The organism is Amycolatopsis orientalis (assembly GCF_000943515.2).
Taxonomy (GTDB): domain Bacteria; phylum Actinomycetota; class Actinomycetes; order Mycobacteriales; family Pseudonocardiaceae; genus Amycolatopsis; species Amycolatopsis orientalis.
The window spans coordinates 6,345,631-6,365,050 of the sequence record NZ_CP016174.1 but is presented as its reverse complement, the minus strand read 5'-3'; the positions used below and the strand labels follow the sequence as shown (position 1 = coordinate 6,365,050).

Below are 19,420 nucleotides of genomic sequence, written 5' to 3'. Positions count from 1 at the left end.
TGGGCCGGTGAACTGGACAGTGGACGTTCCCGTCGACACGCTCCCCGAATTGCCTCCTCTGCCGCCCGAGCTGCGCAACCGGCTCGACGACGCGCTCGCCCGGCCCGCCGCGCAGCAGCCCGAGTGGCCGGACCCCGAGCTGACGAAGCGGGTCCGCGGGGTGCTCGAAAGCGTGCCGCCGATCACCGTCCCCGCCGAGATCGACCGGCTCTCCGACCGGCTGGCCATGGTCGCCCGCGGCGAGGCGTTCCTGCTGCAGGGCGGCGACTGCGCGGAGACCTTCGAGTCGAACACCGAACCGCATATCCGCGCCAATCTGCGCACCCTGCTGCAGATGGCCGTCGTCCTCACCTACGGCGCGAGCCTCCCGGTGGTGAAGGTCGGCCGGATCGCCGGGCAGTACGCGAAGCCGCGTTCGGCGTCCACCGACGCGCTCGGCCTGCCGGTCTACCGCGGCGACATCATCAACTCGCTCGTCGCCAAGCCCGAACTGCGCGTGCCCGACCCCGGCCGGATGATCCGCGCCTACGCCAACGCGGGCGCCGCGATGAACCTCGTCCGCGCGCTGACCGGCGCCGGCATGGCGGATCTGCACCAGGTGCACGACTGGAACAAGGACTTCGTGAAGTCCTCGCCCGCCAGTGAGCGGTACGAGGCGCTGGCCTCGGAGATCGACCGGGGCCTGCGGTTCATGTCGGCCTGCGGCGTCACCGACTCCTCGCTGCAGTCCACCGAGATCTTCGCCAGCCACGAGGCGCTGCTGCTCGACTACGAGCGCTCCATGCTGCGGATGGACCGCGCGGACGCGGCGAACCCCAAGCTGTACAACCTGTCCTCGCACTTCCTGTGGGTGGGCGAGCGGACCCGGCAGCTCGACGGCGCGCATATCGCGTTCGCCGAACTGCTGGCCAACCCGATCGGCCTCAAGATCGGCCCGACGACCACGCCCGAACAGGCCGTCGAGTACGTCCGGCGGCTCGACCCGCGCAACGAGCCCGGCAGGCTGACGCTGATCGCCCGGATGGGCAACGGCAAGGTCCGCGAGGTGCTGCCCGCGATCGTCGAGAAGGTCGAGGCGTCCGGGCACAAGGTCATCTGGCAGTGCGACCCGATGCACGGCAACACCCACGAGTCGTCCACCGGCTACAAGACCCGGCACTTCGACCGGATCGTGGACGAGGTCCAGGGCTTCTTCGAGGTGCACCGCAAGCTCGGCACCTACCCGGGCGGCATCCACGTCGAGCTGACCGGCGAGGACGTCACCGAATGCCTCGGTGGCGCGCAGGAGATCTCGGATCTGGACCTCTCGGGCCGGTACGAGACCGCCTGCGACCCGCGGCTGAACACGCAGCAGTCGCTGGAGCTGGCCTTCCTGGTCGCCGAGATGCTTCGCGGCTGACCGAAGCCCCCTTACGCGCGCCATGAAAGGTCCTTTCCTTGCAAATTTTGCAAGCAAAGGACCTTTCATGGCGTCTTTTCATCCTGGTTACGGCCCGGGGCTGAAGGGCGCTTTCCCCGCATCGCATGCGGGGAAAGCGCCCTTCGCCGCGTGAGATGAGGGGAAGGGGCCCTTCGGCAACGCGGACGGGACGTACCACTCACGAGCCCGTCAAGCGGCGTCCAGCAACCGCGCGGCCGACTTGAGCACCCCGTCCCGCAGCGAGCCCACGTCCGGGACCGCCGCCCCGTTCGCCTGCAGTCCGATGTGGACCGAGTCCCGGTAGGTCGCCACCGCGATCCCGAGTGCCTGCCGCGGCGCCAGCGGCACGAACGGGTACACCCCTTCGAGCCGGGTCCCGTCCAGGGTGAGCCGGTTGGGCGGGACCGGCACCGTGGTCACCACGAGGTCGAACAGCAGCGGCGCGGCCAGCCCGGCGGCCTTGCTGCCGAGCCGGTGCAGCATCGGCGGCATCCGGTCGGCGAGCAGGGGGAACGCGCCGGCGCCACGGGCGGGACCGGCGGCCTTGTTCCGGCTCATCTCGCGCTGGACGGCCAGCAGCCGCTCCACCGGGTGGTCGAGACCGACCGGGAGCTCGCAGAGATACCCGGACAGCTTGTTGCCGCCGAGCTGATCGGCGGACCGCCCGCGCACGCTGACCGGGATGAGCGCCCGCAGTGTCCGGTCGTCGGCGCGCTGGCCGCGGTTGATCATCCATTCGCGCAGCGCACCGGCGAGGATCGCCAGCACTACGTCGTTGGCGGTGCCGCCGTGGGCCCGGCGGATCCGCCGGATGTCCGCGGTGTCGAGCCGGGCGAAACCGAGCCGTCGTTCGGTCGACGGCGGCGCGCTGATCGGGGACAGCGGCGAGCGGGTCGCGCGGACGACCGACGAGGCGATCCCGGCGGACTCCCCGGCCTGGGCCAGGGTGGCGCCGAGGACGTTTTTGACGGCGTCCACAGGGGAGCGTGGCGCGGGTGGTTCGGCGCCGCTGTGCGCGCGCCTGGTGGTGCGGGGGAGTTCGTCGAGCAGACCCGAGGCGACGGCGTACGCGCCCGCCCCGTCGGTGAGCGCGTGGTGCAGTTTCAGCAGCAGCGCGAACTCGCCGTCCGGCAGTCCGGTGACGAGTTGCAAGTCCCACAAGGGCTTTCCGGTGTCGAGCGGCCGTCCCATCCAGCGTGACGCATGGGCGGACAGCGGGTCCGGTTCGTACAGGGAACTCAGGTGATGATGTGAAATATGTTCACTGGCAACGAAATCCGGGTCCTCGGCCCAGATCGCGGCGCCGGGCGGGAACAGTGCGGTGCGGGGGCGCTGGCGCAGCTTCGGGATGCGCGCGGCACGTTCGGCGAGCAACGCGATCAGCTTACGCGCGTGCACCTGCCCGTGCGGGCGGAAGGTGACCACCGCGCCCATGTGCATGGGCGTCGTTTCGCTTTCCAGGCAAAGGAAAGCGACATCGAGTGCGCTCAGCTGGGGGCCTGACATCATCTGCCTTTCCTGGGTGCTCCGGCTATGGCACCCACTGCACCAGCCTGACATGACGGGCGGGTGGTCGTCATGTTTCGCGGGCGCTAACTACCGCTGGTTTCACTCGAACGATGGGATCATGTTCGGACATGGACCACGGCTCTGCGACAGATGGTGGACAGGGGTAACTCGTTAGCGGATCATCCGAGGAAACCGGCAGACTGCAGCACCATGACCGACGAACCGAAGCGTCCCGAACCGCCGCTCACCGGCGACGAGCGCACCCAGCTGAACGGCTTCCTCGACTTCCTCCGCGCCACGGTCGTGTGGAAGTGTTCGGGCCTCACCGACGAGCAGGCCCGGCGCCCGCTCGTCCCCAGCGAACTGACCACCGTCGCCGGTCTGCTCGGGCATCTGACCCTTGTCGAGCAGTACTGGTTCACCGTGGTGCTCGACGGCGCCGAGGACGTCTGGAAGGAGGCGCTGGAGGTCGATCCGGACGCCGAATTCCGGGTCGCCATGCAGACCCCGATCGAGCGGCTGATCGCCGCCTACGAGGCCGAGTGCGAGCGGAGCCGCCAGGTCGTCGCCCGGATGGGGCTGGACGACGAGGTCGCGTTCCGGGGCGACCGCAAGGTCAACGTCCGGTTCGTGGTCGCGCATATGATCGAGGAGACCGGCAGGCACGCCGGCCACCTCGACCTGCTGCGCGAACTGATCGACGGGCTCACCGGGGAGTGACGCGGCGCGGGGGCAGCGGGAAGAACCCGCTGGTGCGTTCGACGTAGGTCGCGTATCCCGGCCGGGAGCGCCGCAATCCCTTTTCCAGCAAAGGTTTTCCGGTGCCCTTGGCCAGCGTGTACGTCATCGCGACCGGGGAGAGCACGGTCGCCGCCCCCGTCCAGCTCGAACACGCGAGCAGGTAGAGGCCCCACCACACGCACGCGTCCCCGAAGTAGTTGGGATGCCGCGTGTACCGCCACAGCCCCTTGTCGAGCACCTTCCCCTTGGTGTCCGGATCGGCCTTGAACCGGCGCAACTGCTCGTCGCCGACCGTCTCGAACCCGAAGCCGACCAGCCACACCGCGACGCCGATCCAGGCCGTCACCCCGAAGGAATCGCCGTACATCGCGAACTGGACCGGCAGCGAGACGAACCAGAGCACCACCGCCTGCACCAGGTACACGCGGACGAAGAGCTTGAGCGCCGGATTCTCCCCGGCGCGCTCCGCCATCCGCACGTAACGCGGGTCTTCGGGCAGTTCGTGGTTGCGCAGATGAAGGTGCACGCCGAGGCGGACACCCCAGACGACGGTCAGCGCCGCCGTGACCACGCGCAGTGCCGTCGAACCGTCCCCGAGCGGGGCCGCGACGAGTGCGACGAGCGCGAAGCCCGGCCCCCAGAACGTGTCGATGGTGTCGTATCGCCCCCGCGCCCGTGCGATGCCGAAGGTGACGACGACCGCCAGCAACGTGATGGCGGCGGTGACGAGCAGCGTTCCCCCCAACGGCATCTAGGACCACTCCCGGGTGGCGGGCAGCGCGCTCAAGCCGTGCTCGGACGGCCGGACGGCGAGGATCTGGTCCACGCCCATCCGGTTCTCCTCGAAGGCGAGCGCGCCGCCGACCAGGTAGAGCCGCCAGACCCGCGCGCCCGGTTCACCGATCAGCGCCACGACGTCGTCCCAGTTGGCCTCGAGCGTTCTCTCCCATGCCCGGACCGTACGCACATAATGCTCGCGCAGCGCGTGGACGTCGCGGATCTCGAAGCCCGCGGTCTCCAGATGCCCGAGCGTGCGGCTCAGCGGCCGCATCGTCATGTCGGGAGCGATGTAGCGCTCGATGAACGCGCCACCGCCCGGCGCCACCGCGCCGCGGGACATCTGCTGCAGGACCAGCCGTCCGGTGGGCCGGAGCATCCGGAACAGCGTCCGCGTGTACTCGGGATAGTTCTGCTCGCCGACGTGCTCGCCCATCTCGATGGAGGCGACGGCGTCGAACGGCTCGTCGGTCAGTTCCCGGTAGTCCTGCCTGCGGACTTCGACGCGCTCCTCCAGGTCGTGCTGGACGAGACGGCCTCGGATGTGCTGCCGCTGTTCCGCCGAGAGCGTGATGCCGACGGCGTGCACCCCGTGATGTTTCGCCGCGTGCACCAGCAGCGAGCCCCAGCCGCAGCCGACGTCGAGCAGCCGCATCCCGGGCCGGAGGCCGAGCTTGCGGCAGATCAGTTCGAGCTTGTCCCACTGGGCCTGCTCCAGGTCGTAGCCGTCCTCGTCGGAGGTCCAGTACCCGGACGAGTAGGCCATCGATTCGTCGAGCAGCAGCTGGTAGAAGGCGTTGCCGAGGTCGTAGTGGTGCGCGATCGCGGATTTGTCCCGGCGCAGGCTGTGCAGCGCCCCGGACAGCCGCGCCTCCTCGGCGGGTGGTTTGGGCGGCGGCCCGACGACGCCGAGGCCGACCGCGATCCGGAGCGCTTCGGCCCACTCGCGGGGGCCGAGCGCGGCTCCGCGGACGGCGCCCGATCGGGTCAGCGCCCAGATCCGGCGGAATCCGTCGGCGAGATCACCTTCGACATCGAGATCACCGGAGACGTAGGCCCTGGCGAGGCCCAATTCGCCGGGGGCGTACAGGAGACGGCGCAGGGCCCGCCGGTTCCGGAGCACCACGGTCGGCGCGTCCGGGGGACCGGCGCGTACGCCGTCCCACGTACGGAGACCGACCGGGAGTGAGCCGCCGAGCAGCCGCTCGGCGAACGGGACCAGACGGGAGGCGGGACTGTTCGGCATAGTCGTCATTCGGCCCCGGACGGGAAAAGGATGGGTCGGACGATGCCCTGGTTCACCCGGTCCAATCCGGTCCGCGTCCTGTTCCGAATCCCTGTCGTGCACACCAAGGGTCAACGCATCGGAGTCATCGGCAGCGGCGTCGCCGGGCTCACGGCCGCCTATCTGCTGCAACGCCGCTACGAAGTGCTGCTGTTCGAAGCCGACGACAGGCTCGGCGGCCACGCTCACACCCACGACGTCCCGAGCGCGCACGGCGGCACCGTCGGCGTCGACTCCGGGTTCATCGTGCACAACGAGCGCACCTACCCGAACCTGCTCCGCCTGTTCGCCGAACTGGGCGTCGCCACCCGCGACACCGAGATGTCGATGAGCATCCGCTGCGACGGCTGCGGTCTCCAGTACGCCGGCGCCAAGGGCCTCAAGGGCCTGTTCGCCCAGCCGCGCAACATCACCCGCGGCCGCTACCTGCGGATGCTCGCCGACGTCAAGCGCTTCCACCTGCACGCGAAACGCGTCCTCGACTCGCCCGAGGCGGGCGATGTCACGCTCGGCGCGTTCCTCGCGATCGGCGGGTACACGAAGTACTTCGTCGACCACTTCATGCTCCCGGTCGTTTCGACCGTCTGGTCGGCCGACCGGAACGACACGCTCAGGTATCCCGCGCGCTACCTGTTCGAGTTCCTGCGCAACCACGGGATGCTGTCGGTCGGGGGATCCCCGAGCTGGCGCACCGTCGTCGGCGGCTCCCGCGAGTACGTCGAGCGGGCGGCCAAGCAGCTGACCGCCGTGCACTTGTCGACGCCCGTCCGCTCGGTCAAGCGCACCGCGCGGGGGATCGAGCTCCGCGACGACGCCGACACCCGGCACCGGCTCGACAAGGTCGTCCTGGCCACGCACGCGGATCAGGCGCTGAAGCTGCTCGCGTCGCCGACCGAGGCCGAGCGCGAAGTCCTCGGCTCGTTCCGGTACTCCAGCAACGAGGCGTGGCTGCACACCGACACCGGCGTGCTCCCGACGGCGGAATCCGCGCGGGCGGGCTGGAACTACGCCACTCCCGCCTGCGGCGCGGACAACGGCGCCGTCCAGGTGTCCTACGACATGAACCGCCTGATGCGGCTCGACGAGCCGACCGGCTACGTCGTCACGCTCAACCCCGGCACCGCCCCCGACCGCGGGTCGGTGCTGGCCAAGATGACTTACGAACACCCCGTCTACACGCCGGAATCCGTCGCCGCGGGCCGTCGCCTGCCCGAACTCGACGACGACGCGATCGCCTTCGCCGGCGCGTACCACGGCTGGGGGTTCCACGAGGACGGCTGCGCGTCCGGCGTCCGCGCGGCCGAGAACTTCGGGGTGCGATGGTGACCGTCATGGCCGTGCTCTACGACGCCACGGTGGCGCATGTGCGCCGCAACGACCCGCCGATCTCGTTCGCGCACCGCGTCTACCTGTGGTTCATCGACCTCGACAAGCCGCCGAAGCTTCCGTGGTGGCTGCGCCCCTTCGCCCGCTTCGATCCGCGAGACCACTTCGCGCCCGAGGACACCGCCAGCATTCGGTCCAAATTGGACCGCTGGCTCGCCGCGCGCGGGGTCGACCTGCGGGGCGGCCGGGTCCTCATGCTCGCGGGCGCGCGCATGCTCGGCCACGCCTTCAACCCGATCACCCTCTACTGGTGCCACCGGCCCGACGGCGAACTCGAATGCGTCGTCGCGGAGGTCCACAACACCTACGGCGGCAGGCACGCGTACCTCCTGCGTCCCGACGCCGACGGGAACGCGCACGCCGACAAGGAGTTCTACGTCTCGCCGTTCCAGTCGATGGACGGCGCGTACCGGATGGAGGTGCCGCGGCCGGAGTCGCTGCTGTCGGTCAAGATCGCGCTCCGGCAGGGCGGGCGGACCCCGCTCACGGCGTCGCTGCGCGGCGTGCGGCGGCCAGCCACCACCAAATGGCTGGTGCACCTGCTGCTCACCCGTCCGCTCATGCCGCACCGGGTCTCCGCGCTGATCCGGCGGCACGGGGTCAGACTGTGGTTGAAGAAGGCACCGATAACCCCACGGACCCCTCGCACACCGCAGACCGCCGGAGGCAGACTTGATGGATGAATCGGCACGTCCACGCCGGATGGCACCCGTTCCCGGAACGGGCGGCGAACCGGCAGGGCCGACGGCCGAGGATCTGCTCGTCCGGGTGGCGAAGGGGGACGAGCGGGCCTTCGACGCGCTGTACGACCAGCTCGCCGGACCGATCCTCGGCCTGGTGCGGCGGATCCTCCGCGACGTCGCACAGTCCGAAGAGGTCACTCAGGAGGTCATGGTCGAGCTGTGGCGCACGGCCGCGCGGTACTCGCCGGAGCGGGGGAGCGCGTTGAACTGGGCCATGACGCTCGCGCACCGCCGCGCCGTCGACCGCGTCCGCTCGGCACGGGCCAGTTCGGACCGCGAGGTCAAGGCCACCTTCGAGGCCGCCCGGGCGAGGCCCTTCGACGAGGTGGCCGAGGCCGTCGCGGCCCGCTGGGAACGTTCGCAGGTGCGCCGCTGCCTGACCAGCTTGACCGAGCTGCAACGGGAATCGGTGTTGCTCGCCTACTACCAGGGGTACACCTATCGCGAGGTCGCAGAGGTGCTGCAGACCCCGCACGGGACCATCAAGACTCGACTCCGGGACGGCCTGATCAGGCTCCGGGACTGTTTGGGGGTGACGGCATGACGATGCCCGAAATGCACACGCTCACCGGGGCATACGCCGTCGACGCGTTGTCCGAAGTGGAGCGTGCCCAGTTCCAGCGGCACCTCGGCGAATGCGCTTCGTGCGCTCAAGAGGTCCTCGAACTGCAGATGACCGCGACCCGGCTCGGCGCCGCGCTGGCCGAGGACCCGCCGCCGGAACTCAAGCGCCGCGTGCTCGCGCAGGCGATGGCGACCCGGCAGCAGCCGCCGAAGACGCGGTTCGAGGCCGGAGAGCGCGTCAAGGGCCGCAGGCGCGCCCCGCGCTGGGCGATCGCCGCGGCCGCGGCGGCGATCGTCGGACTGGCGGGCACCGCCGTGTTCGGCGGCATCGCCTACGACAACCACACCCAGCTGACCGCCGCGCGGGAACAGGCGGCGCAGTACGCCCAGCGGTACCAGCCCGTCGCCGAGGTGCTCTCGGCCGCCGATCTCAGGACCGGGCACGCCGACGCGTCCGTCGGGGGCGGCGGGACCGTGATGATGTCGCGTTCGAAGGACCGGCTCGTCTTCATGGCGGCACGACTGGCGAAGAACGATCCGGGCCGGATCTATCAGGCCTGGTTCATGTATCCGGGCGCCCCGCCGAAACCCGCCGGACTCATTTCCGGTGGTCAGGACGGTGCGCTACTGGTCGCGGACGGGCTCGCCGGAGCCGAGAACTTCGCGCTGAGCGTCGAACAGGCCGGCGGATCACCGACCGGAACGCCGTCGAAGGACGTCGTCATGGTCATGCCCATGCCGACCTGATCCGGCGCCAATACCAGGCCGCCGTCCGGCGCTTCCGGGGGGTCTCGCTCTTGCGCCCGCGAACATGTTGTGGCAAAACACTTTTGCGACACACGGCGTGGCTACTGGATTCAAGCCAGCCTGGTGCATACCGTCCTGCTTCAACGTCGGCAGTTGACATAACTCTCAATCTGAACTTCAGCTCGAGGGTTTCGGCTCCAGGTTCAGCGACCGGCGGGCAGCACGAGCACACACGATCAGGAAGGCGGCTCCGATGACGCCCCCGCACAACTACCTTGCGGTGATCAAGGTCGTCGGTATCGGCGGCGGCGGAGTGAACGCCGTGAACCGCATGATCGAGGTCGGCCTCAAGGGCGTCGAGTTCATCGCGGTGAACACCGACGCTCAGGCACTGCTCATGTCCGACGCCGACGTCAAGCTCGACATCGGCCGGGAACTGACCCGCGGTCTCGGCGCCGGCGCCGCCCCCGAGGTGGGGCAGAAGGCCGCCGAGGACCACCGCGAAGAGATCGAAGAGGTCATCAAGGGCGCCGACATGGTGTTCGTGACCGCGGGTGAAGGCGGTGGCACCGGTACCGGTGGCGCGCCGGTCGTCGCCCAGATCGCCCGCAAGCTCGGCGCGCTGACCATCGGCGTCGTCACCCGCCCGTTCACCTTCGAGGGCAAGCGCCGCAGCAAGCAGGCCGAGGACGGCATCCAGCAGCTGCGCAACGAATGCGACACCCTCATCGTCATCCCGAACGACCGGCTGCTGCAGCTGGGCGACATCGGCGTCTCGCTGATGGACGCCTTCCGCTCCGCGGACGAGGTGCTGCTGTCCGGTGTCCAGGGCATCACCGACCTGATCACCACCCCGGGTCTGATCAACCTGGACTTCGCCGACGTCAAGAGCGTCATGTCCGGCGCGGGTTCCGCGCTGATGGGCATCGGCTCGGCGCGCGGCGAGGGCCGGGCGATCCAGGCGGCGGAGAAGGCGATCAACTCGCCGCTGCTGGAAGCGTCGATGGACGGGGCGCACGGCGCGCTGCTGTCGATCGCGGGCGGGTCGGACCTCGGCCTGTTCGAGATCAACGAGGCCGCGTCGCTGGTGCAGGAGTCCGCGCACCCCGACGCCAACATCATCTTCGGGACGATCATCGACGACTCGCTCGGCGACGAGGTCCGGGTCACCGTGATCGCGGCCGGTTTCGACGCGGGCACGCCGACCCACAAGAAGCTCGACCCGTCGACCTTCGGCTCCCGGTCGAACTCGACCGCGTCCGCGCAGGCGGGCCAGGTCAACGGCGGCGGGGCGACGCCGGTGCAGAGCGCGCCGTCGGGTGCCACGCCGGTTCCGTCGACCGGCTCCAACGGCTACCCGGTCCCGCCGACGCGCCCGCATTCGCAGATGCCGTCCTCCCGGGGCGAGGGCAACGGCTCGATGACCGGTGGGCTCCCGCAGCCCGGCGGCGGTTCGCGCGGCTACTCGCCGATCGGGTCGAACTCGACCCACGGCAGCCTGCCCGGCCGCGCCACCCCGGTGCACGACGACCCGTCGGACGACGAGGTCGACGTGCCGCCGTTCATGCGGCGGTAGCTCGCCAGTACGTTCCGTGAAGGCCTCCTTGACTACAGTCGAGGGGGCCTTCACTCAGGTCTAGGAGGAAACGCGTGCGGGTACGGCGGGTTGTCACGACAAGGGCGGGCGGGGCCTCCCGGCCGCCTTACGACACCTTCAACCTCGGTGATCACGTCGGCGACGACGCCGGTGACGTCTACGCCAACCGCAAACGTCTCGCCACCGAACTCGGCCTCGCCGAGGACAGGCTGGCGTGGATGGAGCAGGTGCACGGCCGGACCGCCACCATCGTCGACGGCTCCGAGACCTCGGCGGCCGAAGCTACCGACGCGCTCGTGACGGCCGAGCCGGGTCTCGCGCTCGTCGTGCTCGTGGCCGACTGCGTCCCCATCATGCTCGCCGACGTCGAAGCCGGTGTCGTCTCCGCCGTCCACGCGGGCCGCGTCGGCGCGCGGGTCGGCGTCGTCCCCGCCGCGATCGAAGCGATGCGCTCGCTCGGTGCCGAACCGGGCCGCACCGAAGCGCTGCTCGGGCCGGCGATCTGCGGTGACTGCTACGAAGTCCCCGCCGCCATGGCCGCCGACGTCGAGAAGCACGTCCCGGGCAGTGCCTGCAAAACCCGCAAGGGCACCCCGGGCCTCGATCTGCGCGCCGGGCTCTGGCGGCAACTCGCCGACCTCGGTGTCGGCAAGATCGGCGTGGATCCGCGCTGTACCAACGAAGACAAGACCCTGTTCAGTTTCCGTCGCGACGGCACCACCGGGCGGATCGCGGGCATCACCTGGCTGGACGCGTCATGAGCGCCGACCGCAAGGCGGAACTCGCCGCGTCCCTCGCCCAGGTGGAAGAGCGGATAGCCGCCGCGTGCAAGGCCGCGGGCCGGGACCGCGACGAGGTCCGGTTGCTCGCGGTCACCAAGACCTTTCCGGCGCTCGACGCCGCGCTGCTCACCGACCTCGGTGCGTTCGACCTCGCCGAGAACCGTGATCAAGAGGCGGGCGCGAAGGCCGAAGAGGTCGCCGCACTGCGCCCGGACGCCCGCGTCCGCTGGCATATGGTCGGCAGTCTTCAGCGGAACAAGGCCCGCTCGGTCGTGCGCTGGGCCGACGAAGTCCAGTCCGTCGACTCCGAACGGCTCGCCGACGCGCTCGCCAAGGCGACCAGGTCCGCACTCGATTCCGGGCAACGTGATCACCCGCTGGACGTCCTCATTCAGGTAAGTCTCGACGACGATCCGAAACGCGGGGGTTTCCGGGTGAACGAGGTGGGCCGCCTGGCCGAGCGGATAGGCCATGTGGGTGATCTTCGGCTCCGTGGGCTTATGGCGGTGGCTCCGCTGGGTATTGACCCCGCTGAGGCGTTCGAGAAACTTGCGCGTGCCTCGGAGCGTCTTCGGGAAGATCACCCAAATGCCCGTGAACTCTCCGCCGGAATGAGCAATGATCTCGAACAGGCGATCGCGCACGGCTCGACCTGTGTGCGTGTCGGAACCGCGCTGCTCGGCGGACGCGGTTTAGCCTCGCCTTAGGGAATACCGTCTCGTCGCTACGGGGAGTGGCGACGGGGGCGGGGGAGCACGGTGCGGGACGCGGCTAAGGCTAGGGAGAGGCATGAGCGCGCTGCAGAAGCTGAAGGCCTACTTCGGGATGGTGCCCGCGGACGAAGACGGCTATGACGTCGAAGATGACTACCGGCGAGGCTACGCCGAAGACGGGTACGACTACGAAGATGAGCCACCGGCCCGGTCACGGGGTGGACGTTACCGGGACGTCGATGACACGTATGACGAGCCTGTCGCCCGGCCACGGTCACGCTCCGTGGTCAGCCCGGAGCCGGCGGTCCACGGGGCGCTGGCGATCGATCGCCAGCCCGAACCGGTCGCCCGGCTGCGTCCGGTCACCGAGCCGGTCCGTCCGGCCGTCCGTGACCCGTTGAGCCGGATCACCACGTTGCACCCGACGAGCTACGCCGAAGCGCGGGCGATCGGGGAGCACTACCGCGAAGGCATCCCGGTGATCATGAACCTCACCGAGATGGAGAACGCGGACGCGAAGCGACTCGTCGACTTCGCGGCCGGTCTCGCGTTCGCGTTGCGCGGGTCGATGGACAAGGTCACCAACAAGGTGTTCCTTCTCTCACCACCCGATGTGGACGTCACCGCGGAAGACCGTCGGCGGATTGCCGAAGGCGGATTATTCCTGCGCGGCTGATCACCCGGTGACCGCTGAGCGCAGCCGGATGTGATTTTGTCGACTCATCGCCATCTGACGCCCGTCAACTGCGTCTTTTGACGCGGGGCATGGCAGAGTGGTTACGTGAATGCTGTGTTGCTGGTCGTCTGGTACGTGCTGTTCGCTTTCTGGCTCCTGCTGACGGCACGGATCGTCGTCGAGCTCGTGCGTGCTTTCGCTCGCGAGTGGCGTCCTGCCGGAGGGGTTGCGGTAACGCTCGAGACCATCTACACAGTGACCGACCCACCGGTTCGTCTGTTCAGACGAATCATCCCGACCGTACGAATCGGCGGCGTCGGACTGGACTTATCGATTATGGTGCTGCTGTTGGTTGTGTTCTTCGCGATGCAGCTGGCAACGCCAGGGTGATTTTCGGGGAAGCCCCGGTGGACCTGCAGGCCATGGAGTGCGTGAGGTGATCTGATGTCGTTGACCCCCGCTGACGTGCACAACGTCGCGTTCAGCAAGCCGCCCATTGGCAAAAGGGGCTACAACGAGGACGAGGTGGACGCGTTCCTCGACCTGGTGGAGACCGAGCTTGCCCGGTTGATCGAGGACAACAACGAGCTGCGGCAGCAGGTCGAGCAGCTCGACAACGAGCTCGAGACCACCCGTGGTGAGCTCGAGAACGCCAAGGCGGGCGCCGTAGGCCCGCCGCCACAGGTGCGCGACGAGCCGTCGCGTCGCCTGGCGCCGGTGCCGCCGCCGCAGTCGGCGATGGAGCAGACCCAGGCCCACTCGATGGTGCCGGACAACGGGGAGCCCAACGTCCAGGCCGCGAAGGTGCTCGGGCTGGCGCAGGAAATGGCCGACCGGCTCACCGCCGAGGCCAAGACCGAGTCGGACGGCATGCTCGCCGAAGCCCGGACCAAGTCCGAGCAGCTGCTTTCGGACGCGCGGTCCAAGTCGGACTCGATGGTGAACGAGGCGCGCACGCGCGCCGAGACCATGCTGAACGACGCGCGAACCCGTGCCGAGACCTTGGAGCGCCAGGCGCGCGACAAGGCGACGACCATGGAGCGCGAGGCTCAGCGCAAGTACACCGAGACCATGAACAACATGAACGCGGAGAAGGGCTCGCTGGGCAAGAAGATCGAAGAGCTGCGCACGATCGAGCGGGAGTACCGCACGAGGCTGCGCGGGTTCCTCGAGTCCCAGCTGCGTGAGCTCGACGACCGCGGTTCGGCCGCTCCCGCTTCGGCGTCCTCGTCGAACTCGGGGCAGTCGGCGTCGTCTTCGGGCGGTGGACAGGGCTACTCGTTCGGTCCCCGCGCGGAAGCCGGCTGATCGGCTCTCGGTAGCAACGCATGGGAACGGCCTCGGCACTCTCCGGAGGGTCGGGGCCGTTCCGCTTGCCCGTCGTGTTGTAATTCACCGTGCTCTACATCGTCCTGGTACTGGTACTGGCGGCTCTGGGGCTGCTCGTCGCGGCGCTCATCACCGCGAACTCCCTGTGGGCCTGGATCTCCATCGGTCTCTCCATCGTCGCCGGGTTGCTGCTCGTCTTCGACTGGCTGCGACGGCGGAAGAAGCGTTCGGCCGAGGCCGACGCTTCCGTCGAGGAGACGGCGGACGACCCCTCGGACGAGACGGAGGAAGCCTCGGAGTCCGAGGAGGGCGACGAGAAGAAGCCCGAGGACGCCGAGCAGACCGTTCTGATGCCCGCCACCGGTGAGCTGGGCGACGCGGACGAGACCGAGCCCGCGGCTTCGGAGACGAAGCCCATCGGGGACCCGGGTGAAGAGAAGAGCGATCCCGCGGACGTGGCGATCGTCTCCGAACTCGAGATCGAGGTCGTCGTCGTCGACGAGTACCCGCGGTATCACGTGACCACTTGCACGTGGCTCGAAACCCGGGACACCATCCCGCTCGGTATCGGGGAGGCCCGGCAGCTCGGGTTCACCCCGTGCGCGCTGTGCACACCCGACGCCGAGATCGCCGGGCAGCACCGCGACAGCGCCTAAACCCCCTTGAGCGTCTGAGCCGCCTCGCCGACCGCGACCACGTCGGCGGCGATCATGTCGAGCACCAGACGATGTTCCTCGTCGGCGTCCGGCGGCACCGGGATCTCCGCCGCGTCTTCGGTTCCGAGCGCGCGAGCGGCCTCCTCGACGGCGTCCGCCGTCCCGGCCGGTCCGGGGCGCAGCAAGAGCGACGACGTCGTGACGGACAGGCCCCGCAAGGCTTCGGCCGTCTTCTCCAGGGCGTCGCGTTGCCCGGGCGCGGGTTCCTGCGTGCCCGGTTCCGCGGCGAGCAGGCCGTGGTGCGCGACGGCGGCGGCGCGGAACTCGCGGCCGAGTGTCCGCGGATCGACGTCCTCGCCGCGTAGTTTTCGTCCCACTGAGCCGAGAAGCGCGCGAGTGGCACCGACGGCGCTCTCGAACCGTTCCACCGGACCGGGTTTCGGCACCCCGGGGATCGCGGCGAACCCGAACAGCAGCGCGATCGCGCCGGCGAGGACCATCAGGAGCAGGTACTCGACGAGTACGTAGCGCGGGTCGAGATGCTTGGTCGTCGCGTTCATGCCGACGGACATCAGCACCATGCAGCCGTTGAAGATCGTCGGCCGCGTCCGCATGACGGAGAACCCGCCGAGCAGGGCCACGAGTCCGATCGGCAGCAGGAACCCTTGCGGCAGAAGCCAAAGTACGAGCGCGAGAACGACCGCGCCGCCGAGCGAACCGCCGATGCGCTGCCAGGCCTTGCTGAGGCTGTCGTGCCATTCCGGTTGCATGATGGCGAAAGTGCCGAGCAGGAAGGACACGGTGAGCGGGTCGCCGGGCCGGAAACTCGCGACGACGAGCGCCAGCGCCACCCCGAGGCCGCAACGGAGGGCGTGCCGGAACTGCGGTGACTGCCAGGAAAACGCGCCGCTCAGCTCGATCCGGCGCAGTTCCTTGCGAAGTCCTTTCGGAACGTCCACACGCGACTCGTCGCGTTCGGACGCCGCGGTCCGGATGCTTTCGAGGGAGTCCCAGAGCGCGGTGACGACCCTCGCCGTGTCGCCGGGTAGCGCGCCGGGTTCCTCGCGCCGCACCGGCTCGATGGCCTCCGGCGCCTTCGGTGGGCGCACGGCGTCCGCGAGCCTGACGGCTTCCTCCTTGGCCGCGTCGAGGATGTCGCCGATTTCCCGGCTGTCCAGCCGTTTCCGGCGGATCTCGAGCAACCCGGTCGCCGCGCGGTACCGGAACATGCCGCCGAGGACCTTGCCGGTCCACCGGCGGGGCCGGTCCGCGAGCCAAAGCCTCGCCGCGCGTTCCTGCGTTTCGGACGTCCCCGCGGCGAGCGCGTCGGCCAGCGCTTCCCGGGTCGGCTTGGCCGGGTCTTTGGCGCCCATCGCCACCCTCAGCAGCAGGATGACCCCCACCGCGAGCGCAGGCGCGCCCAGGATCTGCCCGGCCGACGCCGTCCCCGTCAACTGGAAGCCGTAACCGAACAACGACGCCATCCCGAGCCCCAGCCCGACCGTGACGAACCGGGAGCCGAGCACCGGCAGCAGACCGGCGACGACCACGATCACCACCAGCAGCCCGATCGCGGCCCACCGCGAAACCTCGCCCAGCAACCGCGGTACCCCGACCGCGAGGATCAGCCCCGGCGCGAACCACGCCAGCAGCCGCAGATCCGCCCAAAGCGGCCCGCCGACCGCCGCGATGAGGCAGAAGAGCGCCGTCAGCGCGGCGAGGATCGCGGCGTTGCCCAGGCCCAGCGTGAAACCGAGGCCGCTGACGCCGCCGAGGACCACGAGCAGGACGATGAGGAGTCCGGGCCCTTTCATCGGGCCCCGTAGATCGACATACCCGTCAACTTAGAGGCGGTGAGGGCGACCGCAACTCGGGGGTGGCCTGTGTCCTTGGAACGCGATTCACCACTCGCCTCAGGTGTTTTTGAGGCTTCTTCTGTGACTTCTGTAGTCTGAATATGCTATAGCACAGGCGTTCGAGTGTGGGTAGCGTTGGGGTCGTGGCCAGCGATAACAGACCTCAGACGGCGCGTACCGAGTGGTGGCGTGTCGATACGGCGGCGCTGCATGCCCGTAAGCAGGAATGGGAAGTTCTGAAGCGCCGGTTGGATGCGGAACAGAATGCGATCCCGGCGGAAATCAATAACCGGGGTGTTCGCGGGTGTTCGGGTCATGCGACGTTGGCGGCGATGATTTTCGAGGACTTCCATGTCACGGACAAGGAAGCCGCTGCCCGGGCCGATCGGGTGCTGGCGTTGCATCCCGGGGTGGCGGGCGGCGAGGTCGTGCCGCCTCTCTCGCCCTTGACCGCCGACGCCGCCGCCGAGGGTGCGATCGGCGGCAGCCAGATCGACGCGATCCTCCGCACCCTCGCCCGCATCCCGTCCACCGTCCCCGAAGAGGACGTACGGAGCGGGGAGAAAATCCTCGTCGACCTCGCCCGCCAGGCCGGGCCCCGGCAGATCGCCCGGGCCGGACGGCACCCTCGGCCTCACAGCCACCCTGGACCTGGAAACCTATGCGCGGTTGAAGTCCGACCTGGACCCAATGGCTAAACCGCACAAAGCGATCGATGGGGTCCGGGACTCCCGGACCCAGGACGAACGCTACGGGGACGCTTTCACCGACTATGTGCGGTTGAAGACCACCAGCCGCAACCTGCCCGGCCAAGCCGGCGAGGCCACCCACATCCTCGTGACCATGTCCTACGACGACCTGATCCGGGACCTTGGTGAAGCGCATCTGGATCTGGTCGGGCCGATCAGCGCGACCGATGCCCGTATCCTCGCCTGCGACGCCCGCGTCCGGCCCGGGGTCCTCGGCACCGCGGGCGAACCCTTGGACATCGGCCGGTCCAAACGGACGGTGTCACTGGCCCAGAAATACGTGTTGACCCTCCGCGATGGCGGCTGTGCCTTCCCGGGCTGTGACAGGCCGGTGCCGCGCTGCACCGCGCACCACATTGTTTTCTGGCGCCACCACGGCGAAACCAAAATCGACAACCTCGTCCTGCTCTGCACCAAACACCACCGGCTCATCCACCACAGCGAATGGACAGTCGCCATCGCCCCACCCGCCTACCTCGACCCCACCGGCCAACCCCGGCGCAACACCATGCACCTCAGAACCTAGGCCGATTGTGTATAACGCCCTACACGTCCGCGCGCCACGGAATCCGCTCAGGATCGGTGAAGGCGAGGACCGATTCGTCGAGCCGTCGGTAGATCAGCCCGCCCGCGGCGGTCTCCTCCAGTTCCCCCACGACCAAGGCGAGCGGCTGCGCTCCGATCCGGAAGTGCACTTCGGACAGGATGGCGTCGTGCTGAAGGACGATCACCTGGTCGACCGGACCGACGGGCAACTCGGTCAGAGACCGCCACCGGTAGATCCCGTCCCAGCGATCGTCGTCGTCCTGACCTGCTCGACGAGCGGCCGTAGAGACCGAATCCGTCGTCGTCCTGATAGGTGCCGACCTCCAACGCGCCGTCGCCGTCCAGCCAGGCGTGAAGCCGGTAAAGCTGAAGGCAAGAAACATCGGAGTCGGCGAATTGCGGGCCGTTTCCGGCCACATCCTCCCGCAACGCCATCTCCACACCGGCCCACATATCGACTCGCCTGCCTTGGAGTGCCGTGAAATTCCGCGACTGCTCGGTCACCCACTCGTCTCGCCCCATCCCGGCAGTATCACCGAAACTGTCGGTCCCTCACGGCACACTGCCGCCGTGACCATCACGCAGACTCAAGCCTGGGTCGAATCCCTCGGCGGCCCGCTCATCGTCGTGCCCGTCTCCGCCTTGGCGCACTGGAAGGGGAGCCTCGAAGGGGGCGAAGACGACTACGACCGTGCCTGCGCGGTGAACGCGCTCGCGGGCGCGCTCCCCGTCGGCGGGACGACGGGCCTCGTCCTCGGCGACGAACCCGCCACCACCTGTTACCTCCCGTGCCATCGCGCGTTCCTTCGCTGGCTCGCCGCCGACTCCGAGGCCGACCTGCTCGCCGAGGCCGAAAGGGTCCTCGCCGATTCCGCTACGCCGTGGGAGGACTGCGGCCTCTGGGAGACCGACGGTCCCGCGGTCCTCATGGACTCGGTGACCGCGGGCGCGGAGTTGGGCGTCGAGTTTCCCGCCGGCGGGAAACCGGAGCAGGCCGAGGTCCCGATCGAAGAAGGACGCTTCCGGGTGCGGGCCGTCCACACGGACGGGGAGGCCGCCTGGGTCGGCCTGGTCCAGCTCGTTCCCGAAGCAGACGGCCGGTGAACCACCGCCAGGCCGGACCCCGGACAATCCGGTTGCCCTCGCGCGCTACCCTTGAACCAACTGGCACCGATCCGGCCATCACCGGGGAGCCTCCGGAAGAACAGGGCCCGCGCCCTCAGTAGAACCGGACGGGTACGGCCCGTCACAGCCGTCGAATGAGCGGCCCAGCCGGAACACCACCGGCCGGGCAAGCGGGGTGGTACCGCGGAACGCGCCGGAAACGGCCGTCTCGTCCCCGTG

General features: G+C 69.1%; 19 protein-coding genes and 1 pseudogene. 15 read left to right on the top strand and 5 right to left on the bottom strand.

What is annotated here, in order from left to right:
• The first annotated feature begins 7 nt into the window (after window positions 1-7).
• Window positions 8-1,399 (top strand): class II 3-deoxy-7-phosphoheptulonate synthase, encoded by a 1,392-nt coding sequence (locus SD37_RS27460; RefSeq protein ID WP_037309643.1) that lies wholly within the window; start codon window positions 8-10, stop codon window positions 1,397-1,399.
• Window positions 1,400-1,609: 210 nt separating this feature from the next.
• Here the strand turns inward: SD37_RS27460 and SD37_RS27455 are convergent, their stop codons facing one another.
• The gene (locus SD37_RS27455) at window positions 1,610-2,929 is read right to left on the bottom strand and encodes a wax ester/triacylglycerol synthase family O-acyltransferase (RefSeq protein ID WP_083255099.1); all 1,320 of its coding nucleotides are present in this window, start codon (window positions 2,927-2,929) and stop codon (window positions 1,610-1,612) included.
• Window positions 2,930-3,139: 210 nt separating this feature from the next.
• On the opposite strand from SD37_RS27455, the gene SD37_RS27450 reads away from it, so the two are divergent.
• Window positions 3,140-3,649: a DinB family protein gene (locus SD37_RS27450; RefSeq protein WP_044850005.1), complete on the top strand. Its 510-nt coding sequence runs from the start codon at window positions 3,140-3,142 to the stop codon at window positions 3,647-3,649.
• Here SD37_RS27450 and SD37_RS27445 read toward each other — a convergent pair.
• Window positions 3,636-4,421 carry a DUF1295 domain-containing protein gene (locus SD37_RS27445; protein WP_044850004.1) on the bottom strand — a complete coding sequence of 262 codons (786 nt, stop codon included), beginning with the start codon at window positions 4,419-4,421 and terminating at the stop codon, window positions 3,636-3,638. The two genes, SD37_RS27450 and SD37_RS27445, sit on opposite strands and share 14 nt — an antisense overlap.
• Window positions 4,422-5,693, bottom strand: coding sequence for an SAM-dependent methyltransferase (locus SD37_RS27440; protein WP_044850003.1), 1,272 nt, complete (start codon window positions 5,691-5,693; stop codon window positions 4,422-4,424).
• Between the two features lie 42 nt (window positions 5,694-5,735).
• Here SD37_RS27440 and SD37_RS27435 point away from each other — a divergent pair, with 42 nt between their 5' ends.
• The 11 genes from SD37_RS27435 (at window position 5,736) to SD37_RS27385 (ending at window position 14,925) form a co-directional block, all read left to right on the top strand.
• Window positions 5,736-7,058 carry an NAD(P)/FAD-dependent oxidoreductase gene (locus SD37_RS27435; RefSeq protein WP_236725132.1) on the top strand — a complete coding sequence of 441 codons (1,323 nt, stop codon included), beginning with the start codon at window positions 5,736-5,738 and terminating at the stop codon, window positions 7,056-7,058.
• A complete protein-coding gene (locus SD37_RS27430) occupies window positions 7,052-7,801 on the top strand; it encodes a DUF1365 domain-containing protein (RefSeq protein ID WP_044850002.1) in 750 nt (249 codons plus the stop codon). Before SD37_RS27435 ends, SD37_RS27430 begins: the two co-directional genes overlap by 7 nt.
• Window positions 7,794-8,405, top strand: a complete 612-nt coding sequence (gene sigK, locus SD37_RS27425; RefSeq protein ID WP_044850001.1) for an ECF RNA polymerase sigma factor SigK — start codon at window positions 7,794-7,796, stop codon at window positions 8,403-8,405. Before SD37_RS27430 ends, sigK begins: the two co-directional genes overlap by 8 nt.
• Window positions 8,402-9,172 carry an anti-sigma factor gene (locus SD37_RS27420; RefSeq protein ID WP_044850000.1) on the top strand — a complete coding sequence of 257 codons (771 nt, stop codon included), beginning with the start codon at window positions 8,402-8,404 and terminating at the stop codon, window positions 9,170-9,172. Before sigK ends, SD37_RS27420 begins: the two co-directional genes overlap by 4 nt.
• A 253-nt stretch (window positions 9,173-9,425) precedes the next feature.
• Window positions 9,426-10,748, top strand: coding sequence for a cell division protein FtsZ (gene ftsZ / locus SD37_RS27415; RefSeq protein WP_044849999.1), 1,323 nt, complete (start codon window positions 9,426-9,428; stop codon window positions 10,746-10,748).
• Window positions 10,749-10,822: 74 nt separating this feature from the next.
• Window positions 10,823-11,530: a peptidoglycan editing factor PgeF gene (gene pgeF, locus SD37_RS27410; RefSeq protein ID WP_044849998.1), complete on the top strand. Its 708-nt coding sequence runs from the start codon at window positions 10,823-10,825 to the stop codon at window positions 11,528-11,530.
• Complete coding sequence (locus SD37_RS27405) at window positions 11,527-12,258, top strand: YggS family pyridoxal phosphate-dependent enzyme (RefSeq protein WP_044849997.1); 732 nt, start codon at window positions 11,527-11,529, stop codon at window positions 12,256-12,258. Before pgeF ends, SD37_RS27405 begins: the two co-directional genes overlap by 4 nt.
• A gap of 82 nt (window positions 12,259-12,340) precedes the next feature.
• A complete protein-coding gene (locus SD37_RS27400) occupies window positions 12,341-12,940 on the top strand; it encodes a cell division protein SepF (RefSeq protein ID WP_044849996.1) in 600 nt (199 codons plus the stop codon).
• A gap of 114 nt (window positions 12,941-13,054) precedes the next feature.
• Window positions 13,055-13,330 (top strand): YggT family protein, encoded by a 276-nt coding sequence (locus tag SD37_RS27395; RefSeq protein ID WP_005155180.1) that lies wholly within the window; start codon window positions 13,055-13,057, stop codon window positions 13,328-13,330.
• A gap of 54 nt (window positions 13,331-13,384) precedes the next feature.
• Window positions 13,385-14,248, top strand: a complete 864-nt coding sequence (wag31, locus tag SD37_RS27390) for a DivIVA-like cell division protein Wag31 (RefSeq protein ID WP_037309673.1) — start codon at window positions 13,385-13,387, stop codon at window positions 14,246-14,248.
• An 89-nt stretch (window positions 14,249-14,337) separates the two neighbouring features.
• A complete protein-coding gene (locus tag SD37_RS27385; RefSeq protein WP_044849995.1) occupies window positions 14,338-14,925 on the top strand; it encodes a cytochrome c-type biogenesis protein in 588 nt (195 codons plus the stop codon).
• On the opposite strand, the gene SD37_RS27380 is transcribed toward SD37_RS27385, so the two are convergent.
• Complete coding sequence (locus tag SD37_RS27380; RefSeq protein ID WP_044849994.1) at window positions 14,922-16,739, bottom strand: FUSC family protein; 1,818 nt, start codon at window positions 16,737-16,739, stop codon at window positions 14,922-14,924. The two genes, SD37_RS27385 and SD37_RS27380, sit on opposite strands and share 4 nt — an antisense overlap.
• 185 nt (window positions 16,740-16,924) lie before the next feature.
• On the opposite strand from SD37_RS27380, the pseudogene SD37_RS27375 reads away from it, so the two are divergent.
• A pseudogene (locus tag SD37_RS27375) lies at window positions 16,925-18,056 on the top strand (HNH endonuclease signature motif containing protein).
• 19 nt (window positions 18,057-18,075) lie between these two features.
• Here SD37_RS27375 and SD37_RS42150 read toward each other — a convergent pair.
• Window positions 18,076-18,261 carry a hypothetical protein gene (locus SD37_RS42150; protein ID WP_145926746.1) on the bottom strand — a complete coding sequence of 62 codons (186 nt, stop codon included), beginning with the start codon at window positions 18,259-18,261 and terminating at the stop codon, window positions 18,076-18,078.
• A gap of 385 nt (window positions 18,262-18,646) precedes the next feature.
• Between SD37_RS42150 and SD37_RS27365 the strand changes: the two genes are divergently transcribed.
• Window positions 18,647-19,180, top strand: a complete 534-nt coding sequence (locus SD37_RS27365; protein WP_044849993.1) for an Imm21 family immunity protein — start codon at window positions 18,647-18,649, stop codon at window positions 19,178-19,180.
• The last annotated feature ends 240 nt before the right edge of the window (window positions 19,181-19,420 follow it).